General features: G+C 67.2%; 27 protein-coding genes and 2 other RNA genes. 20 read left to right on the forward strand and 9 right to left on the reverse strand.

What is annotated here, in order from left to right:
- Nucleotides 1-8: 8 nt before the first annotated feature.
- The 3 genes from IFT71_RS07320 to IFT71_RS07330 all read right to left on the reverse strand — a co-directional run bounded on the left by IFT71_RS07320 (nt 9) and on the right by IFT71_RS07330 (nt 2,980).
- The gene (locus IFT71_RS07320) at nt 9-434 is read right to left on the reverse strand and encodes an MAPEG family protein (RefSeq protein WP_192140259.1); all 426 of its coding nucleotides are present in this window, start codon (nt 432-434) and stop codon (nt 9-11) included.
- Between the two features lie 116 nt (nt 435-550).
- Nucleotides 551-1,612 (reverse strand): 1,9-bis(guanidino)-5-aza-nonane synthase, encoded by a 1,062-nt coding sequence (locus IFT71_RS07325; protein ID WP_031396469.1) that lies wholly within the window; start codon nt 1,610-1,612, stop codon nt 551-553.
- Nucleotides 1,613-1,744: 132 nt separating this feature from the next.
- On the reverse strand, nt 1,745-2,980 hold the full coding sequence (locus IFT71_RS07330) for a type III PLP-dependent enzyme (RefSeq protein WP_031440749.1): 1,236 nt from the start codon (nt 2,978-2,980) through the stop codon (nt 1,745-1,747).
- 137 nt (nt 2,981-3,117) lie between these two features.
- Here IFT71_RS07330 and IFT71_RS07335 point away from each other — a divergent pair, with 137 nt between their 5' ends.
- Nucleotides 3,118-4,080: a pyridoxal-phosphate dependent enzyme gene (locus IFT71_RS07335; RefSeq protein WP_192139929.1), complete on the forward strand. Its 963-nt coding sequence runs from the start codon at nt 3,118-3,120 to the stop codon at nt 4,078-4,080.
- Between the two features lie 2 nt (nt 4,081-4,082).
- On the opposite strand, the gene IFT71_RS07340 is transcribed toward IFT71_RS07335, so the two are convergent.
- Complete coding sequence (locus IFT71_RS07340) at nt 4,083-4,682, reverse strand: hypothetical protein (RefSeq protein WP_197975088.1); 600 nt, start codon at nt 4,680-4,682, stop codon at nt 4,083-4,085.
- Between the two features lie 110 nt (nt 4,683-4,792).
- Between IFT71_RS07340 and IFT71_RS07345 the strand changes: the two genes are divergently transcribed.
- Complete coding sequence (locus IFT71_RS07345) at nt 4,793-4,972, forward strand: hypothetical protein (protein WP_056405521.1); 180 nt, start codon at nt 4,793-4,795, stop codon at nt 4,970-4,972.
- Between the two features lie 141 nt (nt 4,973-5,113).
- Here IFT71_RS07345 and IFT71_RS07350 read toward each other — a convergent pair whose 3' ends face one another.
- Nucleotides 5,114-5,770, reverse strand: coding sequence for an alpha/beta hydrolase (locus IFT71_RS07350; RefSeq protein ID WP_192139931.1), 657 nt, complete (start codon nt 5,768-5,770; stop codon nt 5,114-5,116).
- Nucleotides 5,771-5,914: 144 nt separating this feature from the next.
- Here IFT71_RS07350 and IFT71_RS07355 point away from each other — a divergent pair, with 144 nt between their 5' ends.
- The 8 genes from IFT71_RS07355 to IFT71_RS07390 all read left to right on the forward strand — a co-directional run bounded on the left by IFT71_RS07355 (nt 5,915) and on the right by IFT71_RS07390 (nt 11,638).
- The gene (locus IFT71_RS07355; protein ID WP_244654795.1) at nt 5,915-6,880 is read left to right on the forward strand and encodes an aminotransferase class V-fold PLP-dependent enzyme; all 966 of its coding nucleotides are present in this window, start codon (nt 5,915-5,917) and stop codon (nt 6,878-6,880) included.
- Nucleotides 6,877-7,947, forward strand: a complete 1,071-nt coding sequence (locus tag IFT71_RS07360) for a cysteine desulfurase family protein (protein WP_192139935.1) — start codon at nt 6,877-6,879, stop codon at nt 7,945-7,947. Before IFT71_RS07355 ends, IFT71_RS07360 begins: the two co-directional genes overlap by 4 nt.
- 13 nt (nt 7,948-7,960) lie before the next feature.
- Entirely contained in the window at nt 7,961-8,266 is a 306-nt protein-coding gene (locus IFT71_RS07365) for a 2Fe-2S iron-sulfur cluster-binding protein (RefSeq protein ID WP_192139937.1), read from the forward strand.
- 139 nt (nt 8,267-8,405) lie between these two features.
- The gene (locus IFT71_RS07370; RefSeq protein ID WP_052380984.1) at nt 8,406-8,756 is read left to right on the forward strand and encodes a hypothetical protein; all 351 of its coding nucleotides are present in this window, start codon (nt 8,406-8,408) and stop codon (nt 8,754-8,756) included.
- Between the two features lie 83 nt (nt 8,757-8,839).
- Nucleotides 8,840-9,076: a hypothetical protein gene (locus IFT71_RS07375; protein ID WP_031441523.1), complete on the forward strand. Its 237-nt coding sequence runs from the start codon at nt 8,840-8,842 to the stop codon at nt 9,074-9,076.
- A gap of 70 nt (nt 9,077-9,146) precedes the next feature.
- An RNA gene (ffs, locus tag IFT71_RS07380) (signal recognition particle sRNA small type) lies at nt 9,147-9,240 on the forward strand.
- A gap of 380 nt (nt 9,241-9,620) precedes the next feature.
- Nucleotides 9,621-11,318, forward strand: a complete 1,698-nt coding sequence (locus IFT71_RS07385) for a DNA polymerase III subunit gamma/tau (protein WP_192139938.1) — start codon at nt 9,621-9,623, stop codon at nt 11,316-11,318.
- Nucleotides 11,315-11,638: a YbaB/EbfC family nucleoid-associated protein gene (locus IFT71_RS07390; RefSeq protein ID WP_031395321.1), complete on the forward strand. Its 324-nt coding sequence runs from the start codon at nt 11,315-11,317 to the stop codon at nt 11,636-11,638. Before IFT71_RS07385 ends, IFT71_RS07390 begins: the two co-directional genes overlap by 4 nt.
- A gap of 27 nt (nt 11,639-11,665) precedes the next feature.
- On the opposite strand, the gene mtgA is transcribed toward IFT71_RS07390, so the two are convergent.
- The 4 genes from mtgA to IFT71_RS07410 are packed head-to-tail and all read right to left on the reverse strand — an operon-like array spanning nt 11,666 to nt 15,522.
- Nucleotides 11,666-12,337 (reverse strand): monofunctional biosynthetic peptidoglycan transglycosylase, encoded by a 672-nt coding sequence (mtgA, locus tag IFT71_RS07395; RefSeq protein ID WP_183935314.1) that lies wholly within the window; start codon nt 12,335-12,337, stop codon nt 11,666-11,668.
- A gap of 9 nt (nt 12,338-12,346) precedes the next feature.
- Nucleotides 12,347-13,615 carry an FAD-dependent oxidoreductase gene (locus tag IFT71_RS07400; RefSeq protein ID WP_192139939.1) on the reverse strand — a complete coding sequence of 423 codons (1,269 nt, stop codon included), beginning with the start codon at nt 13,613-13,615 and terminating at the stop codon, nt 12,347-12,349.
- Nucleotides 13,616-13,619: 4 nt separating this feature from the next.
- Nucleotides 13,620-14,522, reverse strand: coding sequence for an RNA polymerase sigma factor RpoH (gene rpoH, locus IFT71_RS07405; protein ID WP_031396358.1), 903 nt, complete (start codon nt 14,520-14,522; stop codon nt 13,620-13,622).
- A gap of 52 nt (nt 14,523-14,574) precedes the next feature.
- A complete protein-coding gene (locus IFT71_RS07410; protein WP_192139941.1) occupies nt 14,575-15,522 on the reverse strand; it encodes an RluA family pseudouridine synthase in 948 nt (315 codons plus the stop codon).
- Nucleotides 15,523-15,539: 17 nt separating this feature from the next.
- Here IFT71_RS07410 and IFT71_RS07415 point away from each other — a divergent pair, with 17 nt between their 5' ends.
- The 10 genes from IFT71_RS07415 to rnpB all read left to right on the forward strand — a co-directional run bounded on the left by IFT71_RS07415 (nt 15,540) and on the right by rnpB (nt 24,144).
- Nucleotides 15,540-15,932, forward strand: coding sequence for a Mov34/MPN/PAD-1 family protein (locus tag IFT71_RS07415; protein ID WP_192139943.1), 393 nt, complete (start codon nt 15,540-15,542; stop codon nt 15,930-15,932).
- Between the two features lie 104 nt (nt 15,933-16,036).
- A complete protein-coding gene (locus IFT71_RS07420) occupies nt 16,037-16,681 on the forward strand; it encodes a histidine phosphotransferase family protein (RefSeq protein ID WP_192139945.1) in 645 nt (214 codons plus the stop codon).
- Between the two features lie 100 nt (nt 16,682-16,781).
- A complete protein-coding gene (locus tag IFT71_RS07425) occupies nt 16,782-19,136 on the forward strand; it encodes a chemotaxis protein CheA (RefSeq protein ID WP_192139947.1) in 2,355 nt (784 codons plus the stop codon).
- Complete coding sequence (locus IFT71_RS07430) at nt 19,136-19,567, forward strand: chemotaxis protein CheW (RefSeq protein ID WP_031396353.1); 432 nt, start codon at nt 19,136-19,138, stop codon at nt 19,565-19,567. Before IFT71_RS07425 ends, IFT71_RS07430 begins: the two co-directional genes overlap by 1 nt.
- Nucleotides 19,568-19,652: 85 nt before the next feature.
- Nucleotides 19,653-20,018 (forward strand): response regulator, encoded by a 366-nt coding sequence (locus IFT71_RS07435; protein ID WP_031396352.1) that lies wholly within the window; start codon nt 19,653-19,655, stop codon nt 20,016-20,018.
- A gap of 17 nt (nt 20,019-20,035) precedes the next feature.
- Nucleotides 20,036-21,175, forward strand: coding sequence for a chemotaxis-specific protein-glutamate methyltransferase CheB (gene cheB, locus IFT71_RS07440; RefSeq protein ID WP_342212614.1), 1,140 nt, complete (start codon nt 20,036-20,038; stop codon nt 21,173-21,175).
- 29 nt (nt 21,176-21,204) lie between these two features.
- Nucleotides 21,205-22,083 carry a CheR family methyltransferase gene (locus tag IFT71_RS07445; RefSeq protein ID WP_244654796.1) on the forward strand — a complete coding sequence of 293 codons (879 nt, stop codon included), beginning with the start codon at nt 21,205-21,207 and terminating at the stop codon, nt 22,081-22,083.
- Between the two features lie 60 nt (nt 22,084-22,143).
- Nucleotides 22,144-23,058: a DMT family transporter gene (locus IFT71_RS07450; RefSeq protein WP_031439674.1), complete on the forward strand. Its 915-nt coding sequence runs from the start codon at nt 22,144-22,146 to the stop codon at nt 23,056-23,058.
- 53 nt (nt 23,059-23,111) lie between these two features.
- The gene (locus IFT71_RS07455; protein WP_081874152.1) at nt 23,112-23,744 is read left to right on the forward strand and encodes an N-acetylmuramoyl-L-alanine amidase; all 633 of its coding nucleotides are present in this window, start codon (nt 23,112-23,114) and stop codon (nt 23,742-23,744) included.
- An 11-nt stretch (nt 23,745-23,755) separates the two neighbouring features.
- Nucleotides 23,756-24,144, forward strand: an RNA gene (gene rnpB / locus IFT71_RS07460) — RNase P RNA component class A.
- The last annotated feature ends 12 nt before the right edge of the window (nt 24,145-24,156 follow it).

The following is a 24,156-nucleotide window of genomic DNA, read 5'->3' on the forward strand; positions in this document are numbered from 1 at the left end:
TGGTCCCGTCAGAATACCGCCATCGCCGCGTGCAGCGTGAGCGCGATCAGCGCGAGGCTCGACAGCAGGAACAGGATGAACCGCGTCTGCACCCGGTTGGTCGTCGCCTGCGCGATGCTGTGTGCGACCCGCAAGCCGACATAGGCCCAGGCGATCCACGCGTTGACCCCGTCGCCGGTATGGCTGAGCGCAAGCACCGCACACACCGCGTAGAACAGCGTCGGCTGCTCCATCAGATGGTTGTAGTTATGCGCCTTCCACTGCGCACTCGCGGGCAGCGAACGGTCCGCGTCGGCGGCGCGCGTGCCGACGAGCTGGCTGAGGTTGACGCCCGCCGCCTTCATCGCGGGCAGCCGGGTCGCCAGCATCCAGAGCAGCATCACCAGCGTCCAGGCGATCAGCGCGACCATCGGCCGCAGGATCTCGCTGTGGATCAGGTCGTCATGCATGAAAAAGCCTCCCCCGGTTCCCCGGAGGAGGCTGCATCAATCACGCATCGGGAGCAATCGCGGAATCCTCCCCCTTGCGGGGAAGGATCAGCGCGTCCGCCTCAGGCCTTGTCGAAGCTCGCGCCCCACTTGCGGACCGGACGGTCCTTCCACAGGCCACGGTGATACGCGTCCGACGCGAGCAGCGGCATGACCGAACCTGCTTCGGCGAACACCATCTGCTCGATGCCGGTGTTGACCTTGCCCCACGAAGCCGCCTCCTGCAGCGTCGACGACGAGCACGCACCGTCGCGCACGTCGGCGACCGTGATCTGCACCGCGTACTTGTGGACCTGGACGTCGTCATGGCCGAGGATCTCGGCGCAGACGACCGTGTCTTGGATGAAGTTCTTCGGCACGCCGCCACCGATCATCAGCAGGCCGGTGGTGCCTGCCTTGATCTTGATCTCGGTCAGCTCGCGGAAATCCGCGATCGCGTCGAGGACCATGTACGGCTTGCCCGCCTTCGCCGCGTCGACCTGATGCTTGACCAGACCGAAGCCCGCCGAGCTGTCGACGAACGCCGGGCAGAAGATCGGCACGTCATGCTCATAGGCGAGCTTGACGAGGCTGTTCTCCTTCTTGCCGTGCTCGACCAGATACTTGCCCATCTCGCGGATGAACTCACGGCTCGAATAGGGGCGGGGTTCCAGCGTCTCGGCGATCTCGAAGATCGTGTGGTCGACGTGCTGGAGCTCTTCCTCGTCGATATAGGTGTCGTAGATCCGGTCGATCATCAGCGAGCGCAGCACGTCGTCGTGCGGCACCTCGAGCGCCTGGTAATGCTTGTGGCCGAGGCCCTCGAAGAAATCCATGTCGACGATCGTCGCGCCGGTCGCGACGATGCCGTCGATCATGTTGTTGCGCAGCAGCTCGGCATAGAGGTCCATGCAACCGCCAGCGCTCGTGCTGCCTGCGATCACGAGGAAGATCGTGCAGTCCTTGTCGGCGAGCATCTGGTTGTAGATGTCGGTCGCACGGCCGAGGTCGCGGCTGGTGAACGACATCTTCTTCATCGCGTCGACGATCGGCCGCGCGTCGAAGCTGGTGATGTCGATATGCTCGACGGTAGTGGACAGGAGCTCAGCCTTGCGCTGCGCGTCGATGCGGGTGTCTTCGGTCATGGTCATCATCCTCAAACGTCGTCATCCCCGCGCAGGCGGGGATCCATAAACTCGGGGGCAGATGGAGCCGCGCCGATAGCGTTTATGGATTCCCGCCTGCGCGGGAATGACGGTAGAAATAATAGCTAGTGGTTACAGCGTGACGACGTTGGACGCGAGGTCCTGGTACCGTTCGTCGTACAGCGAGACCATCGGCTCGTCGGTGACGATCACCGTCTCGTCCGATCCGAACCCGTTGAACGCGGTCCGCATCGCCGAGCCGTAGGCACCGAGCATGCCGATCTCGATATAGTCGCCGGCCTGGATGTCGGCGGGCAGCAGGAACGGCCCGGCCATGTGATCCATGTCGTCGCACGTCGGACCATAGAAGCTGAACTCCATGTCCTTGGCACGGCTGTCCGGCTCGCGGAGGAGCTCGACCGGAAAGCGCCAGCCGATATGCGCCGCATCGAACAGCGCGCCATACGCGCCGTCATTGATGTACAGCTCGGTCCCGCGGCGCTTTTCGACGCGCACGATGATCGACGAATATTCCGCGCACAGCGCCCGGCCGGGCTCGCACCACAGCTCGGACGAATAGCTGACGGGCAGCGATTCGAACGCACGGTGGATCGTCTCGAAGAAACGCTCGAGCGGAGGAGGCTCCATCCCCGGATAGGAGGACGGGAAGCCGCCGCCGACGTCGATCACGTCGACCGTGACCGCCGCCTCGACGATCGCCGCGCGGACGCGCTCCATCGCGTTGGAATAGGCTTCCGGAGTCATCGCCTGGCTGCCGACATGGAAGCAGATGCCCAGTGCGTCCGCCGCCTGGCGGGCCGCGAACAGCAGTTCCTTGGCTTCATGCGGTGCGGCACCGAACTTCGACGCGAGGCTCAGCTTCGAATGCTCGGACGACACGCGCAGCCGGACGCACAGCGTCAGGTCGGTGGCTTCGCGGGTGGCGCGCACGACCTTGTCCAGCTCTTCCAGGCTGTCGAGGCTGAAGGTGCGGACGCCGTGCGTGAAATACGCCTCGGCGATCGCTTCCTCGGCCTTGACCGGGTGCATGAAGCACAGGGTCGCCTCTGGCAGCGTCCGCGCGACCAGGCGCACTTCGGCGATCGACGCCACGTCGTAATGCGTGATGCCATTGTCCCACAGGATCTGCAGGAGTTCGGGAGATGGATTCGCCTTTACCGCATACATCGAGCGGCCCGGGAACTTCTCGACGAAGAACCGAGCGGCGCGCGCAGCAGCGTGCGGACGAACGAGCGTGACCGGATTGACCGGGCGCCCCTTAGCGATGTCGATGCCGCCCCCGATGAGGGGAGTGTCGGCGGTCGAATGGGCTTTCGCTAACCCCAGCGCGATATGATGCTTGACCAATTCAAGGGACCTCCAATGTCCTGAGACAAATTACGAAAACACTGCCTTGCGGTTGGAAGTCCCATGGGGCAGCGGAAGCGCGATTTAGGGGCGCACGCCCCCCATGTAAATAGCATCTGCACCACAGGAGACGACGTGTGACGATTTTGCGACAGCCGACACGGGCCGGGGTCCGTGACGCGGCAGAGAAGATCGCGCGCATCCTGCCGCCGACGCCGCTGTTCGTGGCCGAAATCCGGGGGATAGCGGTCGCGTTCAAGGCGGAATCCTTGCAGCCGGTCGGCGCGTTCAAGATTCGCGGCGCCTGGCACCGGCTGACCGCGATTCCCGATCAGATCCGCGCGCGCGGCGTCGTCGCCTTCTCGTCGGGCAATCATGCGCAGGGCGTGGCGTGGGCGGCGCGGCGACTCGGTATCGCCGCGACGATCGTTATGCCGTCGGACGCCCCGCGCACGAAGCGCGACGCGACGCTGGCGCTCGGTGCGGAGGTCGTCGCCTATGACCGCGCGACCGAGAGCCGCGAGGCGATCGCCGCACGCCTCGCCAAGGCGCGCGGCGCGACTTTGGTGCCCAGCTTCGACGACCCGTGGATCATCGAGGGGCAGGGCAGCGCGGGGATCGAGGCGCATGCGCAGATGGCGGCGTTCGGCCTGGGGTCGCCCTCCCGCATCGTCGTCCCGTGTGGTGGCGGCGGGCTTGCGGCGGGGATCGCGCTGGCGGTCAAGGACGCGGCGATCACGGTGGTCGAACCCGAGGGGTGGGACGACATGCGGCGGTCGCTCGAAGCGTCGTGGATCGAGCCGGTCGGGCCGAACCCGCCGCCGACCGCATGCGATTCGCTCCAGACGCAGCGCGTGTCGCCGCTGACCTTCGACGTGCTGTCGCGCCGCGATGCGACCGGCGTCGCGGTCAGCGAGGGGGAGACCGCGGCGGCGCAGCGCTGGGCGGCGGAGCGGCTGCGGCTGGTGATCGAACCCGGCGGCGCGGTCGCGCTCGCCGCGCTGCTGGCGGGCAAGGTGCATCCCGAACCCGGGCTGCTCGTCATCCTGTCAGGCGGCAATGTCGACCGCGCCGCCTATGCGGCGGTGCTGGCGGGCTGATCTCAGCCGGTCGCGGGCGGCAGCGTGCGGACCGCGGGCTTCGCGCAGGCATAGGCCTGTTTGTAGCCGCGGTTCCAGCAGGCGACGAAGCCGTCGAGGATATTGAGGTTCATCGGCCAGGCATAGGCGCGCGGCTTGCCGTCGACGCCGACCGGGGCATAGCCCGCCGGCCGGGGGAGTGCGGCGAGCTTGGCGCGGGCGGTATCGAGGCCCGCCAGATCTCGGCGCAGAAAGGCGATGCTGCCGTCGACATACAGGTTCCAGCCGAACCCCATATCCTCAGGCAGCGGTTTGCGCGCGGCCTCGAACAGCGCGATCGCGGGCGCGGTCTGGCCGGCATTGGCGCGCAACTGTCCCTCGTGCCAGTTGAGCAGGCCCGCCGTACGCGGATCGCCCGCATGGCTCGCTCGCCACGCCGCGATCGCATCCGCCGCGACCAGATCGCATCCCGCGGCGGCGAGTGGTCGCCAGCCGCTGGTCGGTGTCTGGTCGAACGCGCGTTCGTCGAGCGCGAGCATCGCCGCCTCGTCATAGCGGCAATTCGCGGGGGCAGGGGGCGTGGGTGCGGCCTGCGCGACGAGCAGGGCGATCAGGATCGGCATGGCGGCTCCCAGGTCCGGAAGGGACGGGGGCCATGCTATTTTCGCGGACGATCAAGTCAATGCGGCACGTCCGGTTTCCCTATCGGCGCGGCTCGGCGTAACGCTGGCGCATGACCGCCGCCCTGACCGCCATCGCCGCCGCCGCGCCCGCCATCGCCATGCTCGGCATGTTCGCCTGCCTGATCGGCGGCATCACGCTGATCGTGAAGAACCACGACCGCCGCAAAGGCATCCTCATGCTCGTGATGGCCGCGGTACTGCTAGCCAACGTAGCAATCTGGACCCTCTAACCCTCTCCCCCCGGGGGAGAGGGAGGGGCCCGCCGCGCAGCGGTGGGAGGGTGAGGGCACGTCGTGAACCGCAACGCTCACAAAGTGCCCTCATCCGGCGCTAACGCGCCACCTGCTCCCCGAGGGGAGAAGGGAAGGGGCTCACCGGATCGGCGAATTCGGATCCAGCCGCATGTCGAGATACTTGTCCACCGACCCCATCAGCTCGGCCATCTCGTGCTCGAAGAAGTGGTTCGCCTTCGGGATCGTGTCGTGATGGATCGTGATGTGCTTCTGCGTGCGCAGCTTGTCGACCAGTTTCTGCGTCGCCCCCGGCGTCGCAACCTCGTCGCCCTCGCCCTGGATGATGATCCCGCTCGACGGGCAGGGGGCCAGGAACGTGAAGTCGTACAGGTTCGCCGGCGGCGCGATCGAGATGAAGCCGCGGATCTCGGGGCGACGCATCAGCAGCTGCATGCCGATCCACGCGCCGAAGCTGACGCCCGCGATCCACGTCGTCTGCGCCTCGGGATGGAAGCTCTGCACCCAGTCGAGCGCGCTCGCCGCATCGGAGAGCTCGCCGACGCCGTTATCGAACACGCCCTGGCTCTTGCCGACCCCGCGGAAGTTGAAGCGGAGCGTCGCAAAACCGCGCCGCTGGAAGGTCTTGTAGAGCTGCTGCACGATCGCGTTGTTCATCGTGCCGCCCGCCGACGGGTGCGGGTGGAGGATCATCGCAACGGGCGCGCGCGGGCGCGGACCCGGCGCAAAACGACCTTCGAGACGGCCTTCGGGACCGGGAAAAATGACTTCTGGCATGGGCACTCGCGAGCTGGGATACGCACTCGGGTGGAGTGCCGGACGATGCGCGCTATATAGGTAATGCACCCCTTTTCGCAATTGGAACCGACCCTGTCCCGTAACGAACCTCGCATCTACCTCGATCACGCCGCCACGACGCCGATGCGTCCGGAGGCCGTCGCGGCGGTGATCGAGGGCATGGCGCGCTGGGCGAACCCGTCCTCGCCGCATGCCGAGGGGCGGGCGGCACGGGCGGCGCTGGAGGATGCGCGGCGCCGGATCGCGCAGGCGCTCGACTGGCCGCACCACGTGATCCTGACGAGCGGCGCGAGCGAATCCGCAGGGCTAGCACTGCGCGGCCGGCCGGGCATCGGCGTGGCCGCGGTCGAGCATGACGCGGTCCTGCGCGCGGCGGACCGCCCGGTCATGCTCGACGTCGATGCGGGCGGTATCGTCAGGACCGAGGGGCGGGACTGGACCGCGCTCCAGTCCGCCAACAGCGAAACCGGCGTCCTCCAGCCCGCGGCCGCCAGCCCGCGCATCGCCGACTGCGCGCAGACCGCGGGCAAGCTCCCGCTCCCCGACGCCGACATGATCATCGTCTCCGCGCACAAGCTCGGCGGTCCGCCCGGGATCGGCGCGCTGCTCGTCCGCGACCTCGGCCTGCTCGATCCGACCGGCGGGCAGGAGCGCGGCTATCGTGGCGGCACCGAGAACCTCCCCGGCGCGCTCGGATTCGCCGCCGCACTCGAAGCCCCGCGCGACTGGTTCGCGCCGCTCGCCGACCTCCGCGCCGAACTCGACGCCGCGATCCTCGCACATGGCGGCGAGATCGTCGCGCAGGCCAGCCCCCGCATTCCGACCATCGCCTCCTACCGCATGCCCGGCGTCGGCGCGGCGGCGCAGCTGATCCGCCTCGACATGGCCGGGTTCGCGGTCTCGGCGGGCAGTGCCTGTTCGTCGGGCAGCATGCGGCCGAGCCATGTCCTCGCCGCGATGGGCTATCCCGCCGACGCCGCCGCGCAGGTCGTCCGCGTCAGCTTCGGCTGGACCACCACCGCCGACGACGTCGCGCGCTTCGCCGAGGCCTGGACGCGGATCGCCCGCGACATCAGGGCGGCCGCATGAGCTATCTCGACTACCAGGCGACCACTCCGCTCGCGCCCGAGGCGCTCGCCGCGATGCTACCCTGGCTCGAATCGCAGCACGCCAACCCGCATTCGCCCCACCGCGAAGGCCGCCGCGCGAAGGCCGCCGTCGAGTTTGCGCGCGATCAGGTCGCGGCGCTGCTTCCCCCCGGCGGTCGCGTCGCCTTCACCAGCGGCGCGACCGAGGCGCTGAACTGGGCGATCAAGGGCACCGCCGGGCCGATCACGACGCTCGCCACCGAACACGCCGCCGTGCTCGACACCGCGGCGGCGGAAGCGGCGCAGGGGCGCGACGTGACGATCCTGCCGGTCGGCGCAGACGGCATCGTCGATCCCGATGCCGTCGCCCGCACGGGTCTGGTCGCGGCGATGCTCGTCAACAACGAGATCGGCGTGATCCAGCCGATCGCCGCGCTCGCCGCCGCCGCGCACGCTGCCGGCGCGCTGCTGCTGTGCGACGCGGTCCAGGGCTATGGCCGGGTCGCGATCCCCGACACCGTCGACCTGATCGCCATCTCCGCGCACAAGATCCACGGCCCCAAGGGCATCGGTGCGCTGTGGATCCGCGACGGCGTCACGCTCGCCCCGCTGCTCCACGGCGGCGGGCAGGAGGCGCCCGGCCGTTCGGGCACGCTGTCGCCCGCCCTGTGCGCCGGCTTCGGCGTCGCCGCGCAGCTGATGGCCGACCGCAAGAACCAGGACGCCGCCCATGTCGACCGCCTCTGGTCGCTCGCCCGCAACCGGCTCGGCCCCGGCTGGATGATCAACGGCGCCACCGACCCGCGCTATCACGGCAATCTCAACATCCGCCGCGAGGGGCTCGACGTGAACCGGCTGATGTCCGACCTGCGCGACATCGCCTTTTCCGCGGGCTCCGCCTGTGCGAGCGGGTCGGGGCGGTCGAGCCATGTGCTCCGCGCGATCGGCCTGAGCGAGACCCAGGCCCGGTCGAGCATCCGTCTCGGCTTCGGCCGCTACACCACCAAAACAGAGCTCGCCGCCGCGATCGACGCGATCGCGGCCGCGGCGGAAGGGCAATGGCCATGATCGTCCGTTTTCCATGATCGTCCACTTCATCGCCCGCGACGGCAGCATGCGCAGCGTCGTCGCCACCCCCGGCGACCGGCTGCTCGACGCCGCACAGGCGGACGGCCAGCCGCTCGAGGGCACGTGCGAGGGCCAGCTTGCCTGCGCGACCTGCCATGTCATCGTCGACGCCGCCGATGTCGCCCGGTTGCCGCCGGCGAGCGCGGACGAGGAGGACATGCTCGATCTCGCCCCCGACGCGACCCGGACCAGCCGGCTCGCCTGCCAGATCCGCCTGACCGAGGCGCTCGACGGACTGACGGTGCGCGTCCCCGGCTGACCGGCCGGGCGAACCTTACAGAATGACAACGGCCGGTTCAGCGTCGATCCACGGCGGTTCGGCGATCAAGCCTCCACCGCCCCAGTATACGGGGCATTGATACGGCCCCGCTGCCCGGGGCTCGAGTGGAGTAGCTCTCATGAGGATCATCGCTTTCTTCGCCGCCGGCGCCCTGGCCGCCGGTACCCTGGTTGCCGCGGCCCCCGCGGACGCACAGCGTTACGGCTGGGACGGGCCGCGCGGCGGCGGGCATCATGACCGCGGCTGGCATGGCCCGCGCCATCGCTATGACGGCTATCGGGATGGCGGTTACCGGGGCGGCTACCGGGGCGGGTACCGGGATGGATATCGCGGCGGCTATCGCGGGCACCACGGCGGCTATCGCGCGCATTACGGCTATGGCGGGCCGCGTGGCTATGGCCGCTCACGCGTCGTGTGCCGCATCCAGCGCGGCTATTACGGCCCGGTTCGCCGCTGTTTCCGTCGTTGATACGGAACCGTAATGAGGCGGCGCGAGTTTGCTAACATAGGTTATGGGATTCACGCGAATCCAGACCGCTCAGGAGACTTTCCATGAAGTTGTTTACCCTCGCCGCCGCCGGTCTCGTTGCGCTCACCGGCCTCGCGCCCGTCGGCTTCGCCGCCGAGGCATCCGCACAGCGCACCGTCGTCCATGAGCGGACCGTCGTCCGTCACAACGACAACCGCCCCGGCGTCCGTCATCGTACGCGCACGCGTCAGGTCTGCCGCAACGTGGTCCGCAACCATCATCGCCAGCGCGTCTGCCGCACGGTCCGCGTCAACCGCTAAGAACGGGCCTTCCCCCGGGTCAGGCCGTAAAGCGGCTTGATCATCCCGTCCGACCCCGCCATATGCGCAGCGGGAGTCGGGCGGACGGGGTCGTCGCCAACTTGGTCAGATCCGGAAGGAAGCAGCCACAACGATTTCGCCCCGGGTCGTCCCGGCTCCCACCGCGAACATTTGCAGGCAAATGTGAGCGCGGCCAGCGGCGCACAGCGCCGTCTGACGACACGGCTCAGCCGTGGCGCCCCTACCTCCCCGCCAAACCCCTGATCCCAAACAGCTTTCACAATGACGTTCCCGAAACGTTCCATTTCGCTGTAAATCTGCCCGCGTTTGTGGTACGCCGCACCATGGCCCAGATCGCTCTCAGTTCCGGCCCCCGATACGCCGTCCCGAACGGCCGCACCCCGACCTCGGGCTGCACCGCGACGACGCTCAGTGTCGACCCGACGCCCAATGCTGAATCGCGCTATCGTCTCAACATTCGCAACATTCGCGGTCCCGGCCATGCCCTTCGACACCGGACCCGACAGCCGCTATGACGACCGCAATGTCAGATTCCTTCGACCTGGGCGAACCGCCGCAGCCGGCTGCTAAGGCGGATGTCGCGTACCGCGTGCTCGCGCGCAAATATCGTCCGCAGACCTTTTCCGAGCTCATCGGGCAGGACGCGATGGTCCAGACGCTCGGCAACGCGATCAAGCGCGACCGGCTGGCGCATGCCTTTCTGATGACCGGGGTCCGCGGGGTCGGCAAGACGTCGACCGCGCGCCTGATCGCCAAGGCGCTCAACTGCATCGGTCCGGACGGGCAGGGCGGTCCGACGATCGACCCGTGCGGCGTCTGCGAACCCTGCCGCGCGATCGCCGAGGGCCGCCATATCGACGTGATCGAGATGGACGCCGCGAGTCATACCGGCGTCGACGACGTCCGCGAGATCATCGACGCGTCGCGCTATTCGGCGGTCACCGCGCGCTTCAAGATCTACATCATCGACGAAGTCCACATGTTGTCGAAGAACGCGTTCAACGCGCTTCTGAAGACGCTGGAGGAACCGCCCGCGCATGTGAAGTTCCTGTTCGCGACGACCGAAGTGAACAAGGTGCCGGTGACGGTCCTGTCGCGCTGCCAGCGTTTCGACTTGCGCCGCATCTCGGCGGAACAGCTCGCCAGGCACTTCGCCTGGGTGTCGACCGAGGAAGGCGTCGTCGCCGAGCCCGAGGCGCTGATGCTGATCGCACGCGCCGCCGAAGGGTCGGCGCGCGACGGCCTGTCGATCCTCGACCAGGCGATCGCGCATGCCGGGCTCGAAGGCGGCGGCGTCACCGCGGACGCGGTGCGGCAGATGCTCGGCCTGTCCGATCGCGGCGCAGTGCGCGACCTGCTCGCCCTGATCCTGGCGGGTGACGGGGCGGGGGCGCTCGGCTCGCTGCGGCGGCAATATGATTATGGCGTCGATCCGCTGTCGGTGCTCCGGTCACTGCTCGAAACCGTTCACGGCATCACGCTGACCAAGGTCGGGACGCCGGCCGACGCCGCGCAGCCCGCGGAAGAGCGCGCCGCGCGCGAGGAGTGGGCGGCCAACCTGTCCTACCCCGCGCTGCACCGCCTCTGGCAGCTGTTCCTCAAGGGCCATGACGAGGTCGCCAAGGCTGTGTTGCCGATCGAGGCGGCGGAAATGGCGCTGCTGCGGACGATCTACGCCTCGACGCTGCCCGATCCGGGCGAACTCGCGCGGCAGCTCGCTGGCGGTCCCGCACCCGCTGCGCCCGCCGCCGCGTCGACCCAGGCGCCCGCTCCCGCACCCTCTGGCGAGGCCCCGCCCTGGGCCGGGGCGGGGGCATCCGCTGCGCCGGCACCGGTCGACACCGGACCGATCCTGCCGCCAACCTTCGCGGCTCTGGTCGATCTGCTCGACGATTCGGGCGGGCTGGCGATCGCCGCGCGGCTGCGACACGGCGCGCGGATCGTCTCCTATGCGCCGCCCGAACTTGCGCTCAGCGGCAGCCGGCCGGTCTCGGCGGACACGCTGGCGGAACTGGGCACGCTGCTGAAGTCGGTCACACGGACCGCCTGGAAGGTGTCGATCGTCGACGCGCCGGGCGAACCGACGCTGCGCGAGGCGCAGGACGCCGCCGACGAGGCGGTGAAGCAGGCCATACTCGAATCCCCCATCATGAAGGCCGCGGTGGCAGCGTTTCCCGACGCCAAGCTTGAATCGTGGCCGGGTCAAAGGAGCAACGCATGAAGAATATCGACGAAATCCTCGCCATGGCGCAGAACGTCCAGACCGAGCTCGAAAAGGCGCAGGCCAATCTCGACACGATCGAGGTCGAGGGCGCGTCGGGCGGCGGGCTGGTCAAGGTCAAGGCGTCCGCCAAGGGCCGGATCATCGGCATCGCGATCGACGATTCGCTGATGCAGGTCGGCGAGAAGCAGATGCTCGAGGATCTGCTGACCGCCGCGTTCAACGATGCCCGCGCCAAGGCGGATGCGGTGTCGGGCACCGAAATGTCCAAGATGACCAGCGGCCTGCAGCTCCCGCCGGGCTTCAAGCTGCCGTTCTGATCTGCCGGGTGCGGCGGCTGCCGGCCCCTAGCGGAGGCAGCCGTCGAGCCCCTGGGTGCGAACGGTCGAGACGCGGCGCGACAGCGTGTTGCCGTGGCGGCGGACGAAACCGCGCGGCGCGATCGCCGCCCGCTTCTTCGGCAGCGGCAACACCGCCGCGATCCGCCCCGCCTCGGTCGCCGACAGCCGCGACGCATCGTGGTTGAAATACCGGATCGCCCCGGCATTGGCGCCATAGGTGCCGATTCCGGTCTCGGCGATGTTGAGATACACCTCCATGATCCGCCGCTTCGGCCACAGCGTCTCGATCAGCACGGTGAAATACGCCTCGAACGCCTTGCGGATATAGCCGCCGCCCTGGAACAGGAACGCGTTCTTCGCGGTCTGCTGGCTGATCGTCGACCCGCCACGGATCCGCCCGCCCTGCGCATTGCGCGCCGCAGCCCCGGCAATCGCCTTGAAGTCGAAGCCGCTGTGCGAACAGAACCCCGAATCCTCGCCCGCAATCGCGGCGCGCGCCATGTCGGGATCCATCTCCGACAACGGCATCCAGTCCTTCGTCACCGTATGCCCGGACAGCAGGTCGCCCATCATCGTGAAGGTGAAGGGCGGCGGGACGAACCGGTACAGGCCGACCCAGGCGACCGTCACGACGACGAAGACGAACGCGAATTTGGCGAGGATGCGGATAAGGCCCATCGCCGCTCCTTATGCGATCACCGCGTCCCCGCCAATGATCGCCCGCGCCGCCGCGACACCGGTCTCATACGCACCGTGCGCCGTAGAGAAATCCTCACGGTGACAGGCCTCGCCGGCGAAGAAGATCCGGCCGTCGACCGGCTCGGCGAGCACCGCACGCTGGCCCGCGCACCCGATCCGCGCATGGCTATAGCTACCGCCGATCCACGGCTCTCGGCGCCAGCGCGTCGCGGCAAGCGGCGTGAAGCGCCGGCGCCAGTCGCTCCCGAGCAGGGCGACCAGCTCATCGATCGCGAACGTCGCGGCGTCGCCATCCTCCAGCATCTCCGCGCAGTCGCCGCCGAAGAAACTCTCGATGATCGGCCAGCCGAACGGCGACAGCCGGTGGCTGGCGGTGCACGCGGCATAGGGGTTGCCGACGAGATGCGCATTCGCAGGCCATTCCGGTCGATCGACATGCAGGAACACCTTGTCTGCCAGCCCGAGTGGGAGGTCGGCGGCGGCGGCATGCTTGTCAGGCAAGGGCGGGTCGAACCTGATCTGCGATCGGGCAAGCACGGTGGTGGGCACGCAGACGATGACATGATCCGCGTCGATCGTCCCGGACGGCGTGTCGAGCCTGATCCGCCGACCGCCATGGTCGATACGGGTGACCGGGGTGGAGAGGCGGATCGGAAGACCGGCAGCATGACTGGTGACCAGCGTGCCATAGCCTTGCTTCACGGTCCAATTATGGTCCGACGCCGCATTTTCATACGCGGCCCAGTCATGGAGCGACACCTGCGACAGGTTCGCGCCATTCGCATAGCCGGAGATCGCGTCGATCCTCGACCGCCACGGATCGTTCACACCGACAAACTCGGACAGGGCGCGGTCGGGACCTTCGACTGCCGCCAATGCGCGGGCGTTCCATTCCTGATAGGCGGTAGACGAAGACGCCTGCTCTTCGGGTGAAAAACTGAGGTTACGCCATTGCGTGCGCCAGTTCGCGTCCGACCGGTCGACGCTGAAACCCGAAAGCTCCGCAATCGCGGTCCATGGGTTGCGCTGCGCGGAGTGGAGCCACCCGCAACCGGCATCGACATTAGACCCCGCAGGGAAAGGATTCGCCTCTGCCTTACTGCCCTCGCGGGTTAGTAACGCGTCTATCGATAGACTATGCGCCCGACCACCAAGACGGTCACTCGCCTCGACCAGCAACACATCATGCGCGGCGTCATGCAGCGTTCGCGCCGCCGCAATACCGGCCGCACCGCCGCCGATGACGACGGCGCGCACGGCGTCAGGCGGCGAGCAGGCGCTTTTCGCCGGCGATGCGCATCATCGCCTTTTGCAGCTTCTCGAACGCGCGTACCTCGATCTGGCGGACGCGTTCGCGCGATACGCCGTAGACCTGCGACAATTCCTCGAGCGTCTTGGGATCGTCGGTCAGGCGGCGTTCGGTGAGGATATGCTGCTCGCGATCATTCAGGTCGTCCATCGCGGAAACCAGCATCGAGTGACGGACATCGGCCTCCTGTGCGTCGGCGACGATCTTGTCCTGGAGCGGTGCGTCGTCCTGCAGCCAATCCTGCCACTGGCCTTCGCCGTCCTCGCGCATCGGCACGTTGAGCGAGGTGTCACCGCCCATCGCCATGCGGCGGTTCATGCTGACGACGTCAGTCTCGGCAACACCGAGATCGGTCGCGATCTTCGTCACGTGCTCAGGGCGCAGATCACCGTCCTCGAATGCATCGAGGCGGCTCTTCATCCGGCGCAGATTAAAGAACAGCTTTTTCTGCGCTGCGGTGGTGCCCATCTTCACAAGCGACCAGCTGCGCAGGATATATTCCTGGATCGACGCGCGGATCCACCACATCGCATAGGTCGCGAGGCGGAAGCCGCGCTCCGGCTCAAATTTCTTCACGCCCTGCATCAGGCCGATATTGCCCTCCGAGATCAACTCGGACGTGGGCAGGCCGTAACCACGATAGCCCATGGCGATCTTCGCCACGAGACGGAGATGCGACGTCACCAGCTGCGCCGCAGCATCGGTGTCGCCATGCTCCTGGAACCGCTTGGCGAGCATATATTCCTGCTCGGGTTGCAGGATGGGAAATTTCTTGATCTCGGCGAGATAGCGATTGAGACCCGCCTCGCTGCCGAGCGCAGGGATCGTCGCTGGAACGTTGGAGCGGGCTGCCATGGTAGTCTTCCCTTTCTGCGAAACCATACCGCACTGCGGCAGGGTCCGATATCTATACGTGAAGCTCGCTGAACAGTTCCTGCATGTCCGCAGGCATCCTGCTTTCGAACGCCAAAGCGTTACTATTTATAGGATGGATGAACCCGAGATACGCGGCGTGCAAGGCCTGACGGCGGAAACCAAGCGTTTCGAGCAGCGTCTTCTGACCGGGCCGGTTTCTACCGTAGACCGGGTCGCCGAGCAAGGCGTGCCCGATCGAGGCCATGTGGACGCGCACCTGATGCGTGCGACCCGTTTCGAGCCGGCACTCGACCAGCGCGGCATCGCGAAGCGGCTGCAGCGTCGTGAAATGCGTGACGGCGCGTTTGCCGCCCTGGACGATGGCGATCTTCTTCCGGTTTTGCGGACTGCGCGCCAGCGGGGCATCGACGGTCCCTGAGGCAGGGCGCGGGATCCCGCCGACGATCGCGCGGTAACGACGGTCGATGCTGTGATCGTGGAACTGCTTGGCCAGTCCCTCGTGCGCGCGGTCGCTCTTCGCGGCGATCATCAACCCGGAGGTATCCTTGTCGATCCGGTGGACGATGCCCGGACGCGCGACCCCACCGATCCCCGACAGATTGCCCGCGCAATGGTGAAGCAGCGCGTTGACGAGCGTGCCGTCGAAATTACCTGCTGCAGGATGCACGACCAGACCCGCCTGCTTGTCGACGACGATCAGATGCTCGTCTTCATAGGCGATGACGAGCGGGATGTCCTGCGCCTCGTTATGCAGCGGCGTCGGTGGCGGCACGGCGATCGCGAAGGTCTGACCGGCAGACGCCTTTTTCGACGAATCACGCCAGGGCTGACCTGCCTGCGATACCGCGCCAGCGGCGATCAACGTCTTCAGACGTTCGCGCGACATCGTCGGGACGGCATCCGCGAGCGCGCGGTCCAGACGCCATCCATCGGCCGCCGCGGCAATTCTCGCTTCAATCGTGGCAACCCCCCGGTCCATGCGATAGCGATGTGGCGATGAGCGTTACGATTTCAAGCGGCGTCCTCGATCGGATCCTTGCACGGGCGGCGGCATCGCCGGCGAAGGAGGTTTGCGGACTGCTGTTCGGTACGCCGGGTGCCATCGCGACGGCAGAGCCTTGCGAGAATGTCGCGGACCATCCCGCCCACAGCTTCGAAATCGATCCTGCAGCGCTGCTGGCCGCGCATCGTCGCGCGCGCCACGGCGGCCCCGCGGTCATCGGCCATTACCACTCGCATCCCACGGGCAAACCCGTGCCGTCGCCGCGCGACGCCGCGCAGGCGATGGGCGACGGAGCGATCTGGCTGATCATTGGCGGCAGGCAAGCCCGCGCTTGGCGCTCTCACGCCCCCAACGCATTTGCCGAGGTTGCCATTGTGCTGAATTGACGTGATCCGTCGAGCATCGAGTGTGAAGCGCCGCCTATGCGCCTTGCCGCTTGCCAGCTAATCGTGGCGAGGTCAGAACGGCACATGTTTTCGAGAGGATATTCATGACTGTCAGCCCGGTCGATTTTGCCAGCCTGTTGTGTTCGCGGCTGTGTCACGACCTGCTGTCGCCGGTCGGCGCGCTCAACAACGGGCTCGAACTGCTGGCAGACGAAACCGATCCGGCAATGCGTGCGCGGTGCATGGAGCTGCTGGCGGACAGCGCACGCGCATCGGCGAGCAAGCTGAAATTCTTTCGCCTGGCCTTCGGTGCTGCGGGGGGCTTCGGCGAGGAGGTCGCAACCCGCGAGGCCAAGTCCGCGATCGAAGGGCTCATCGCCGAGAACAAGCGGATCGAGCTCGCCTGGCTCGTGGACGAGGAAACGATGCCCAAGGCCGCGATCAAGGTCCTGCTCAACTTGGTGCTGATCGGCAGCGAATCGCTGGTGCGCGGCGGCCGGATGGAGGTTGGCGGCGAGGACAATGCCGGCCATCTCGAGGTGGTTGTGAAAGTCGAGGGGCCGCGGCTCGTCCTGGACCCCGAGATACGTCGGACGCTGGTCGACGGTCCTGGCGATACGGCGGTAACGCCGCGCGCGGCCGCCGCCTATATGGTGCACACGCTCGTCGCCGAGAGCGGGGGCAGCATGCAGATCTTCGAACCGTCCGACGGCGTCATGATCTTCGGTGCGGTGTTCAACGCGCGATAACTTGGCTGGATACGGTGGTGCGGTGGGGGAGGAGCGATCCTAACGCGGCCTTAACCCCTGTTCGTCATGACGGGCCCGACGCACGCGTTCCGGGGCCCGCATGGACGATCTTCTACAGGAATTCATAGCCGAGACGCGCGAGACGCTGGAGGCACTGTCGGGCGAGATTGTCGCCTGGGAGGCTGCGCCGACGGATCGCGCGCGGCTCGATGCAATCTTCCGCTTCGTTCACACGGTGAAGGGCAGCTGTGGGTTTCTCGACATCCCCCGGCTGGCCCGGCTGAGCCACGCCGCTGAAGACGTGCTTGCGGCGGTTCGGGACAACAAGCGGGTGCCCGACACCGCGCTGGTGAATGCCGTGCTCGCGATCGTCGACCGGATCGGCGAGATCGTCGAGGCGATCGATGCCGGCGCGGCGCTGGATGATGCAAGCGAGGAACTGCTGATAACGGCGCTGGCGGAGGACGCCACGCCGGCGGCTGTGCCCGTACATGTCGCAACCGTGCGGGCCAGCAACCGCAGTGTCCGTCTGAACGTCGATCTGCTCGACCGGATGATGAGCGGCATGTCCGACATGGTGCTCGCGCGCAACGAACTGGCGCGGCGATTGCGAGATAACGTCAGCGATCCGCATGTCGAAGCTGCGCTCGAACGGCTTTCGCTGACCGTCGCCGATATGCGAGACACGGTGACGCGGACCCGGATGCAGAAGATCGATGCGCTGTTCTCGGCGCTGCCGCGCATGGTCCGCGATACCAGCGCGGAACTGGGCAAGGCGGTCAACCTGGTGATCGAGGGCTCTGACGTCGAGCTCGACCGCGAACTGATCGAGCTGATCCGCGATCCGCTGGCACATATCATCCGCAACGCCGTCGATCACGGGATCGAGTCGCCGGCCGACCGTCTGGCCGCGGGCAAGCCCGCGGCGGGGCGACTCGTCGTGTCCGCACGCCAGTCGGGCAACCAGATCCTCGTCGAGATCAGCGACGACGGACGTGGCATCGACGTTGCGCGGATCGTCAGCAAGGCCAAGGACCAGGCCGTGCGTACCGAAGCGCAGATCGGCGCGATGGATGAGGACGCAAAGCTCGATCTCGTATTCGAAGCGGGACTGTCGAGCCGCGACACGGTCACGACAGTCTCGGGACGCGGCGTCGGCATGGATGTCGTGCGCGCCAATATCGAGCATATCGGCGGACGCATCGCACTGTGCAACATGCCCGGCCGCGGGTTGCGGATCGTCATTCACGTGCCGCTGACGCTATCGATCCTGTCGACGATCATCGTCAGCGTGGGGACGCAGCGTTTCGCGCTGGCGCGGCAGTCGATCGAGGAGATCGTCAGGGTACGTGGAACGCAGGTGCGGATCGACACGATCGGAGATGCATCTGCCGTCGCGGTCCGGGGACGGCGGATGCCGCTGGTCTCGCTGGCCGCGCTGTTCGGGCTGGGCGACCATGACCCGGGCACGCTCGTGATCGTGTCGACCCGCGAAGGCGATTATGCGCTCGGCGTCGACGATGTGCTCGACGCGGAGGAACTGGTCGTCAAACCTGCCTCGCCGCACGTGATGGCGACCGGCGTCTATGCCGGCCAGACGCTGCCCGACAGTGGCCTGCCGATGCTGCTGCTCGACGGAGCGGGGATCGCGCATGTCGCAGGGCTGCGGTTTTCCGCCCTCGCGGTCGCGCACGACGAGGCGGCGGCGGACAGCGTTGCCGGCGTACAGGCGCTGCTGTTCGACGATCTGGACGGCAAGCGCCGCGTGATCGCGCTGGCGGTGATCGACCGGGTCGAACCGGTGGCGACGTCGGCGATCAGCTTTACGGCGGGCGCGCTGCGTCTCGCGATCGGCGGGGCGATCGTGCCGTTGCATTCGGTGGGCACGATCGGCGACCGGGAAGAGGTCGCCGTACTCCGTCTGACCGATGGCGACAGCGAGATGGCCTATGCGATCGCGGAGGCGATCGAGATCGTCGAATTGCCGCCCGAAATGGCGCCGGCTAATGGCGGCGGGCCGATCGCGGGCGTCGTGATCATCGGCGGTGAGCAGGTCGAGCTGATCGATCCGCACGCGTTGTTCGCGGGCGAGCCGGTCCGGCGCGCCTCGCGCCCGGTCTGCCTGTTGCAGAGCGACAGCAGCGGGTGGATGGAGACGTTCCTCAAACCCGCGCTCGAGGCGTCGGGCTATCGGTGTGTGACACGCCTTGCCGCGGGCGAGACGCCTGCGGTCGCGCTGGCGATGGAGGATGGACCGGTCGAGGCGGTTGCCGCCCCGATCGTCACGCTGCGCCGCAATCGGGAGGGCGCGGGTGCGCAGGACCACAGCATCTATCGCTATGACCGTCCGGCGCTGATCGAGGAACTCGCGCGGCGGGTCGCGGCGCAGGCCGGCGCGGCGCAGGACGATTCAGCTCCATATATTCGCGCCGTGACGAGTGGGGGAGCGCGCTGATGGAATTGTTTCTGATCGCGCATATTGCCGGACGCGGCGTCGCGATTCCGGCAGAACAGGTTGGCTCGGTCGTCGATATCGGTGATGTCGTCGCTGTGCCGCAGGCGGAGGCGGCGATCCGCGGGCTGACCGCGCTTCGCAGTCGGGTCGTGACGGTGATCGATACCGGCACTGCACTGGGCCTCGCGCCGACGCCCGAAACCGCCAGGCGCGCGGTCATCACGCAGGTCGACGGGCATGACTATGCGATCCTGGTCGACTCACTCGAGGATGTCGCACCGTTCGAGCGGCTGCCGCTGTCGTCGGGGCTGGCGCTCAACCACGGCTGGGCGGCGGCGGCGTCGGGACTGGTCGATCGCGATGGCGAGCCGATGTTGGTGCTCGACTTGGCCGCGGTGGTGCCGTCGTCCTTGCCCGCGCTCGTCGCCTGAACAGCGGCCAACGCGCGCACGCTTAACCCGGTGCTTACGCTTTGCCGGCTAAGGCGGGCGCCATGATCACCCCGGAAGGCTTTCCATGAAGACCTGTCTTGTCGTTGATGATTCGAAGGTGATCCGCAAGGTTGCGCGTCACATCCTCGAGACGCTTGATTTTACCGTTCGCGAGGCATGTGACGGCCAGGAGGCGCTCCAATGCTGTCTGGAGTCGGTTCCGGACGTGATCCTGCTCGACTGGAACATGCCCGTCATGAGCGGCATGGATTTCCTGCGAGCGCTGCGCGACAGCGATATCACGCAGCGTCCCAAGGTCGTCTTCTGCACGACCGAGAACGGCATGGCCTATATCCGCGCGGCGATCGAGGCTGGCGCCGACGAATATGTCATGAAGCCGTTCGATCGCGAAACCCTCGCATCGAAGTTGCAAATCGTCGGCATGGCCTGAGCGGGTCTTACGACGCCGTGGCCGCCTCGCTGCCCCTTCCGCCGCTGCCCCGGTCGCCATTGTCCGCCGTCGCGCGTGTCCTGATCGTCGATGATTCAGTGGTCGCCCGCGCGGTGATGGCGCGGCTGATCGACGCGAGCGCGCAGTTCACCGTCGTCGGCGCGGTCGCCAATGCGGGAGCCGCACTTGAGTTCCTGCGCTCCGCCGAGGTCGATTTCATCCTGCTCGATATCGAAATGCCGGGGGTCGATGGGCTGACCGCGCTGCCGGACCTCATCGCCGCGGGGCAGGGTGCCAAGATCCTGATCGTCTCCTCCTCCGCCGATGAGGGCGGTGCGGCAGCGGTCCAGGCGCTCGCGCTGGGGGCGGCGGAAACGCTGGTGAAGCCGGGCGCCAGCGGCATGTCTGGCCGCTTTGCAACCGCACTTGTCGAAAAGCTCGAACGCCTGTGCGAAGCCCCGGCCGCGATCGTGCCTACCCGCGCGTCGGGACTGAGAAGCGCGCGCAACGTCACGGCCGCGGTTGAGCCGCTGTGCGGCCGGGGTGCTGCGGATCAGGGCCGTTCCGTCGCGGCCGGCGACGCCTATGACATCGTCGCGATCGGTGCATCGACCGGCGGGATCCACGCGCTGAGCCAGTTGCTGCGTGAGTTGCCCTCCACGTTCCAGCTGCCGATCCTGATCACGCAACATTTGCCCGCGTCGTTCATGCCGTATTTCGCGGCACAACTCACGGTCCTGTCCGGCCGGCCGTGCGACGTCGCGACCGACCGCCTGCGGATCCGCCCCGGCCGCCTGTTCATCGCCCCCGGCGACGCCCACATGACCTGCGTACGGCTGAGCGATGGCGGTGCCGCGATCCGCCTCAGGCAGGGCGTCGTCGGCAGCGGTTGCCTGCCCTCGGTCGATCCGATGCTGGAATCGGTCGCCCAAGTCTTTGGCGCGCGCGCGCTGGCTATCATGCTGAGCGGCATGGGCCGCGACGGTGCGGAGGGGGCCCGACAGGTCCACGACGCCGGCGGCAGCGTGATCGCTCAGGATCAGACGACGTCGGTTGTCTGGGGCATGCCGGGCGCAGTCGTGTCGTCGGGTGTCGCGGCGGCGATACTGCCCCCCGAGGCGATCGGGCGGCTCATCGCGTCGCAGCGCCGTCCATGATGGGCGCGTCAGCGTTGCGCGGGCGGAGCATGCCAACCGCGGCTCCGTCGTCCTCACCGACCCCGGCGGCCTCCCAGGCGACGATCAACGTGCTGACCGCGCTGCTGGAAGCGCGGACGGGACAACAGATCGCGGCCTATCGCTCCTGGCGCCTCGATACAGCGCTCAAGCCGCTGTTGCGTGAACGCCAGCTCGGCAGCCTGGATGATCTGGTTGCGCAGTTGCTGGCCGGAAAGGATCGGGAGATCGGCGAGCATATCGTCGACGCGCTGCTGAACCAGGAAACGTCCTTCTACCGGGACGCGCAGGTCTTCGAGCACCTCGTCGCGGCGATCGCGGATGCCGAGACCGCCGGTCATCGCATCCGGATCTGGTGCGCGGGATGTTCGACCGGGCAGGAGCCGCTGTCGCTGGCGATGTTGTTCGCCGAGCGGCACGAGATGACGGGTGCGCCGGTTCCGGACATCATCGCGACCGACGTTTCGGGCGCCGCAATCGCGCGCGCACGGTCGGGCCGTTTCACGCAGTTCGAGATTCAGCGCGGGTTGCCGATCCGTCGGATGATGCGGTGGTTCGACGGTGTCGGCGCGGACTGGGTCGCCAAGCCCGAGCTGGTGAAGCTGGTCACGTTTCGGCGGGTAAATCTGGTGTCCGATGCGGCGCCGGCAGGACGTTTCGACCTGGTCCTGTGCCGCAATGTCCTGTTGTACCTGACGGCGGAGACGAAATTGCGGGTGTTCTCGACGATCGCACGGACGCTGCGGCCCGGCGGCCTGTTCGTCATGGGCGCGGGGGAGACGGTGAGCGGGCAGACCCCGTTGTTCGAGCCGAGCCAGCGCTATCGCGGCTTCTACGAAACGCCGTCGTCAAACCCTGCCGATCCGGGGCTTCGCTCGTCCGCGCCGTGATCCCGCGATAGAGTGCTGCGGCAGTTTACATCGCGGCACGATCCCGGCAAGCGTTGGGGAATGACGATCCAAGCCGCACCTCCAGCGACGCATCGGTTCGGCCTGCGCGACTTTGCGATCGTCGTCGTGATGAACGTTCTGTGGGGGCTCAACATCATCGCCGTGAAGATGGCGGTGACAGAAATCGCGCCGATGACGGCCGGGTTCCTGCGCCAGGTCATCGTGTTTGCGGTCTGCGCGAGCTGGTTCCGGCTGGTGCCGGGACGGACCGCGACGCTGGCACTGCTCGGACTGTTGTCGGGCGGCATCTTCTATCTGGTGATCAATCTGTCGCTGTCGGTCGCGACGAATATCGGCGCTTTGGCGATCGCGGGCCAGCTTGGCGTCCCGTTCGCGCTGCTGCTCGCGATCGTCGTCTTTCGCGAACGGATCCACTGGCCCCGGATGCTGGGGATCGGCCTTTCGATCCTGGGAGTGGTGCTGCTGGTCTTCGATCCGTCGGCGGCGCGCGAGGGCGCGGGTCTGGCGCTGACCGCGCTGGCAAGCCTGATCTGGGCGATCACTTCGCTGATCCAGCGGCGGCTCGTCGGCGTGCCGGTCCTGACGATCTATGCCTGGGTTGGGCTGATGGGTAGCCTGGTAATGGCGGTCGTCGCGATGATCACCGAGCCCGTAGCGATGCGCGCGATCCCTGACCTGCCGCTCCGCACGGTCGGCTGGGTGGCGTTTTCCGCGATCGGATCGACGGTGATCGGCCAGGGCTCGATGTCGTGGCTGTTGCAGCGTCATTCGGTTAGCGTTGTCACGCCGATGACGCTCGCCGCACCAATTATCTCTGTGTTCGCCGCGGCCTATTACTTCGGCAACCCGTTGACGCTATTGATGCTTGCAGGCGGAGGCGTAGCGATGCTCGGCGTCGCGATCGTCACGATCCGGACCGCACGCGCGGACCGGCTGGAGGGGAAGCTGGCTTGACGATCATCGAGACGCCGTCACCGAATTTCGACGACCGAACGCTGCCTGTCAGCATGATCGTATTGCACTATACCGGCATGCAGGACGGCCCGTCCGCGATTGCCCGCCTGCGCGATCCGGACGCGAAGGTGTCGGCGCATTATTTGATCGAGGAGGACGGTACCGTCCTGCGGATGGTCGCCGAGGACAAGCGGGCGTGGCACGCGGGACGGTCACACTGGCGCGGGATCGAGGACGTCAATTCGGCAAGCATCGGCATCGAGATCGTCAATCCTGGGCATGAGTTCGGCTATCGCCCGTTCCCGCCCGAACAGATCGCCGCGCTGCTGCCGTTGGTGGCGCAGATCAAGGACCGCCACGAGATCACGCGGGGTAACATCGTCGGTCATTCCGACATCGCGCCGACGCGGAAGCGCGATCCGGGTGAACTGTTCCCGTGGCACGAACTTGCGCGTCGACGGCTGGCGCTGCCGCGGCCGACCAAGAATCTGATGGATCCCGGCTGGACGGAGGGCGGGTTCTGCCTCGCGCTCGAACGGTTCGGCTATGACGTGGAGAACCGGATGGCGGCGATCATGGCGTTCCAACGCCGGTTTCGCCCCGAGCTTGTAGACGGCGAGATCGATGCCGAATGCCGGTGCATCCTGCTCGCTTTGCTGCTTCCCAAACCGATGGGTGACGACTAGGGATCGGCGCGCCAGAGGGTCGGGCGGCCGCGGGGGTGTTGTAATGGCATCCGCGAGGAAAGTCCGGGCTCCGCGGAACGACGGTGCCGGGTAACGCCCGGCGGGGGTGACCCCAGGGACAGTGCCACAGAGAGCAGACGGCCAACCCTCGGCGCAAGCCGGGGCGGTCAGAGTGAAAGGGTGCGGTAAGAGCGCACCGCGCGCCTGGCAACAGGGGCGGCACGGCAAACCCCACCGGGAGCAAGATCGAATAGGGGTGGCACATGGGCTTCGTTCCGGCTCGTCACCCGGGTTGATTGCTTGAGGCGGCGGGCAACCGTCGTCCTAGAGGAATGGTCGCCCAACTTTCGACCGAAGGGTCGGAAATGGACAGAACCCGGCTTACAGACCCTCTGGCATCCTCGCCTGATCG

This window comes from Sphingomonas sp. CFBP 13733 (genome assembly GCF_014841795.1).
In the GTDB taxonomy this organism is placed as follows: domain Bacteria; phylum Pseudomonadota; class Alphaproteobacteria; order Sphingomonadales; family Sphingomonadaceae; genus Sphingomonas; species Sphingomonas aerolata.

What these genes read in the sequence shown, in the direction of transcription:
- IFT71_RS07325 (WP_031396469.1), bottom strand. Translation starts at nt 1,612, where the DNA reads ATGACCGAAGACACCCGCATCGACGCGCAGCGCAAGGCTGAGCTCCTG.
- IFT71_RS07340 (WP_197975088.1), bottom strand. Translation starts at nt 4,682, where the DNA reads ATGCCGATCCTGATCGCCCTGCTCGTCGCGCAGGCCGCACCCACGCCC.
- IFT71_RS07345 (WP_056405521.1), top strand. Translation starts at nt 4,793, where the DNA reads ATGACCGCCGCCCTGACCGCCATCGCCGCCGCCGCGCCCGCCATCGCC.
- IFT71_RS07350 (WP_192139931.1), bottom strand. Translation starts at nt 5,770, where the DNA reads ATGCCAGAAGTCATTTTTCCCGGTCCCGAAGGCCGTCTCGAAGGTCGT.
- IFT71_RS07355 (WP_244654795.1), top strand. Translation starts at nt 5,915, where the DNA reads ATGCGTCCGGAGGCCGTCGCGGCGGTGATCGAGGGCATGGCGCGCTGG.
- IFT71_RS07360 (WP_192139935.1), top strand. Translation starts at nt 6,877, where the DNA reads ATGAGCTATCTCGACTACCAGGCGACCACTCCGCTCGCGCCCGAGGCG.
- IFT71_RS07365 (WP_192139937.1), top strand. Translation starts at nt 7,961, where the DNA reads ATGATCGTCCACTTCATCGCCCGCGACGGCAGCATGCGCAGCGTCGTC.
- IFT71_RS07370 (WP_052380984.1), top strand. Translation starts at nt 8,406, where the DNA reads ATGAGGATCATCGCTTTCTTCGCCGCCGGCGCCCTGGCCGCCGGTACC.
- IFT71_RS07375 (WP_031441523.1), top strand. Translation starts at nt 8,840, where the DNA reads ATGAAGTTGTTTACCCTCGCCGCCGCCGGTCTCGTTGCGCTCACCGGC.
- IFT71_RS07385 (WP_192139938.1), top strand. Translation starts at nt 9,621, where the DNA reads ATGTCAGATTCCTTCGACCTGGGCGAACCGCCGCAGCCGGCTGCTAAG.
- IFT71_RS07390 (WP_031395321.1), top strand. Translation starts at nt 11,315, where the DNA reads ATGAAGAATATCGACGAAATCCTCGCCATGGCGCAGAACGTCCAGACC.
- mtgA (WP_183935314.1), bottom strand. Translation starts at nt 12,337, where the DNA reads ATGGGCCTTATCCGCATCCTCGCCAAATTCGCGTTCGTCTTCGTCGTC.
- rpoH (WP_031396358.1), bottom strand. Translation starts at nt 14,522, where the DNA reads ATGGCAGCCCGCTCCAACGTTCCAGCGACGATCCCTGCGCTCGGCAGC.
- IFT71_RS07410 (WP_192139941.1), bottom strand. Translation starts at nt 15,522, where the DNA reads ATGGACCGGGGGGTTGCCACGATTGAAGCGAGAATTGCCGCGGCGGCC.
- IFT71_RS07415 (WP_192139943.1), top strand. Translation starts at nt 15,540, where the DNA reads ATGAGCGTTACGATTTCAAGCGGCGTCCTCGATCGGATCCTTGCACGG.
- IFT71_RS07420 (WP_192139945.1), top strand. Translation starts at nt 16,037, where the DNA reads ATGACTGTCAGCCCGGTCGATTTTGCCAGCCTGTTGTGTTCGCGGCTG.
- IFT71_RS07425 (WP_192139947.1), top strand. Translation starts at nt 16,782, where the DNA reads ATGGACGATCTTCTACAGGAATTCATAGCCGAGACGCGCGAGACGCTG.
- IFT71_RS07430 (WP_031396353.1), top strand. Translation starts at nt 19,136, where the DNA reads ATGGAATTGTTTCTGATCGCGCATATTGCCGGACGCGGCGTCGCGATT.
- IFT71_RS07435 (WP_031396352.1), top strand. Translation starts at nt 19,653, where the DNA reads ATGAAGACCTGTCTTGTCGTTGATGATTCGAAGGTGATCCGCAAGGTT.
- IFT71_RS07445 (WP_244654796.1), top strand. Translation starts at nt 21,205, where the DNA reads ATGCCAACCGCGGCTCCGTCGTCCTCACCGACCCCGGCGGCCTCCCAG.
- IFT71_RS07450 (WP_031439674.1), top strand. Translation starts at nt 22,144, where the DNA reads ATGACGATCCAAGCCGCACCTCCAGCGACGCATCGGTTCGGCCTGCGC.
- IFT71_RS07455 (WP_081874152.1), top strand. Translation starts at nt 23,112, where the DNA reads ATGATCGTATTGCACTATACCGGCATGCAGGACGGCCCGTCCGCGATT.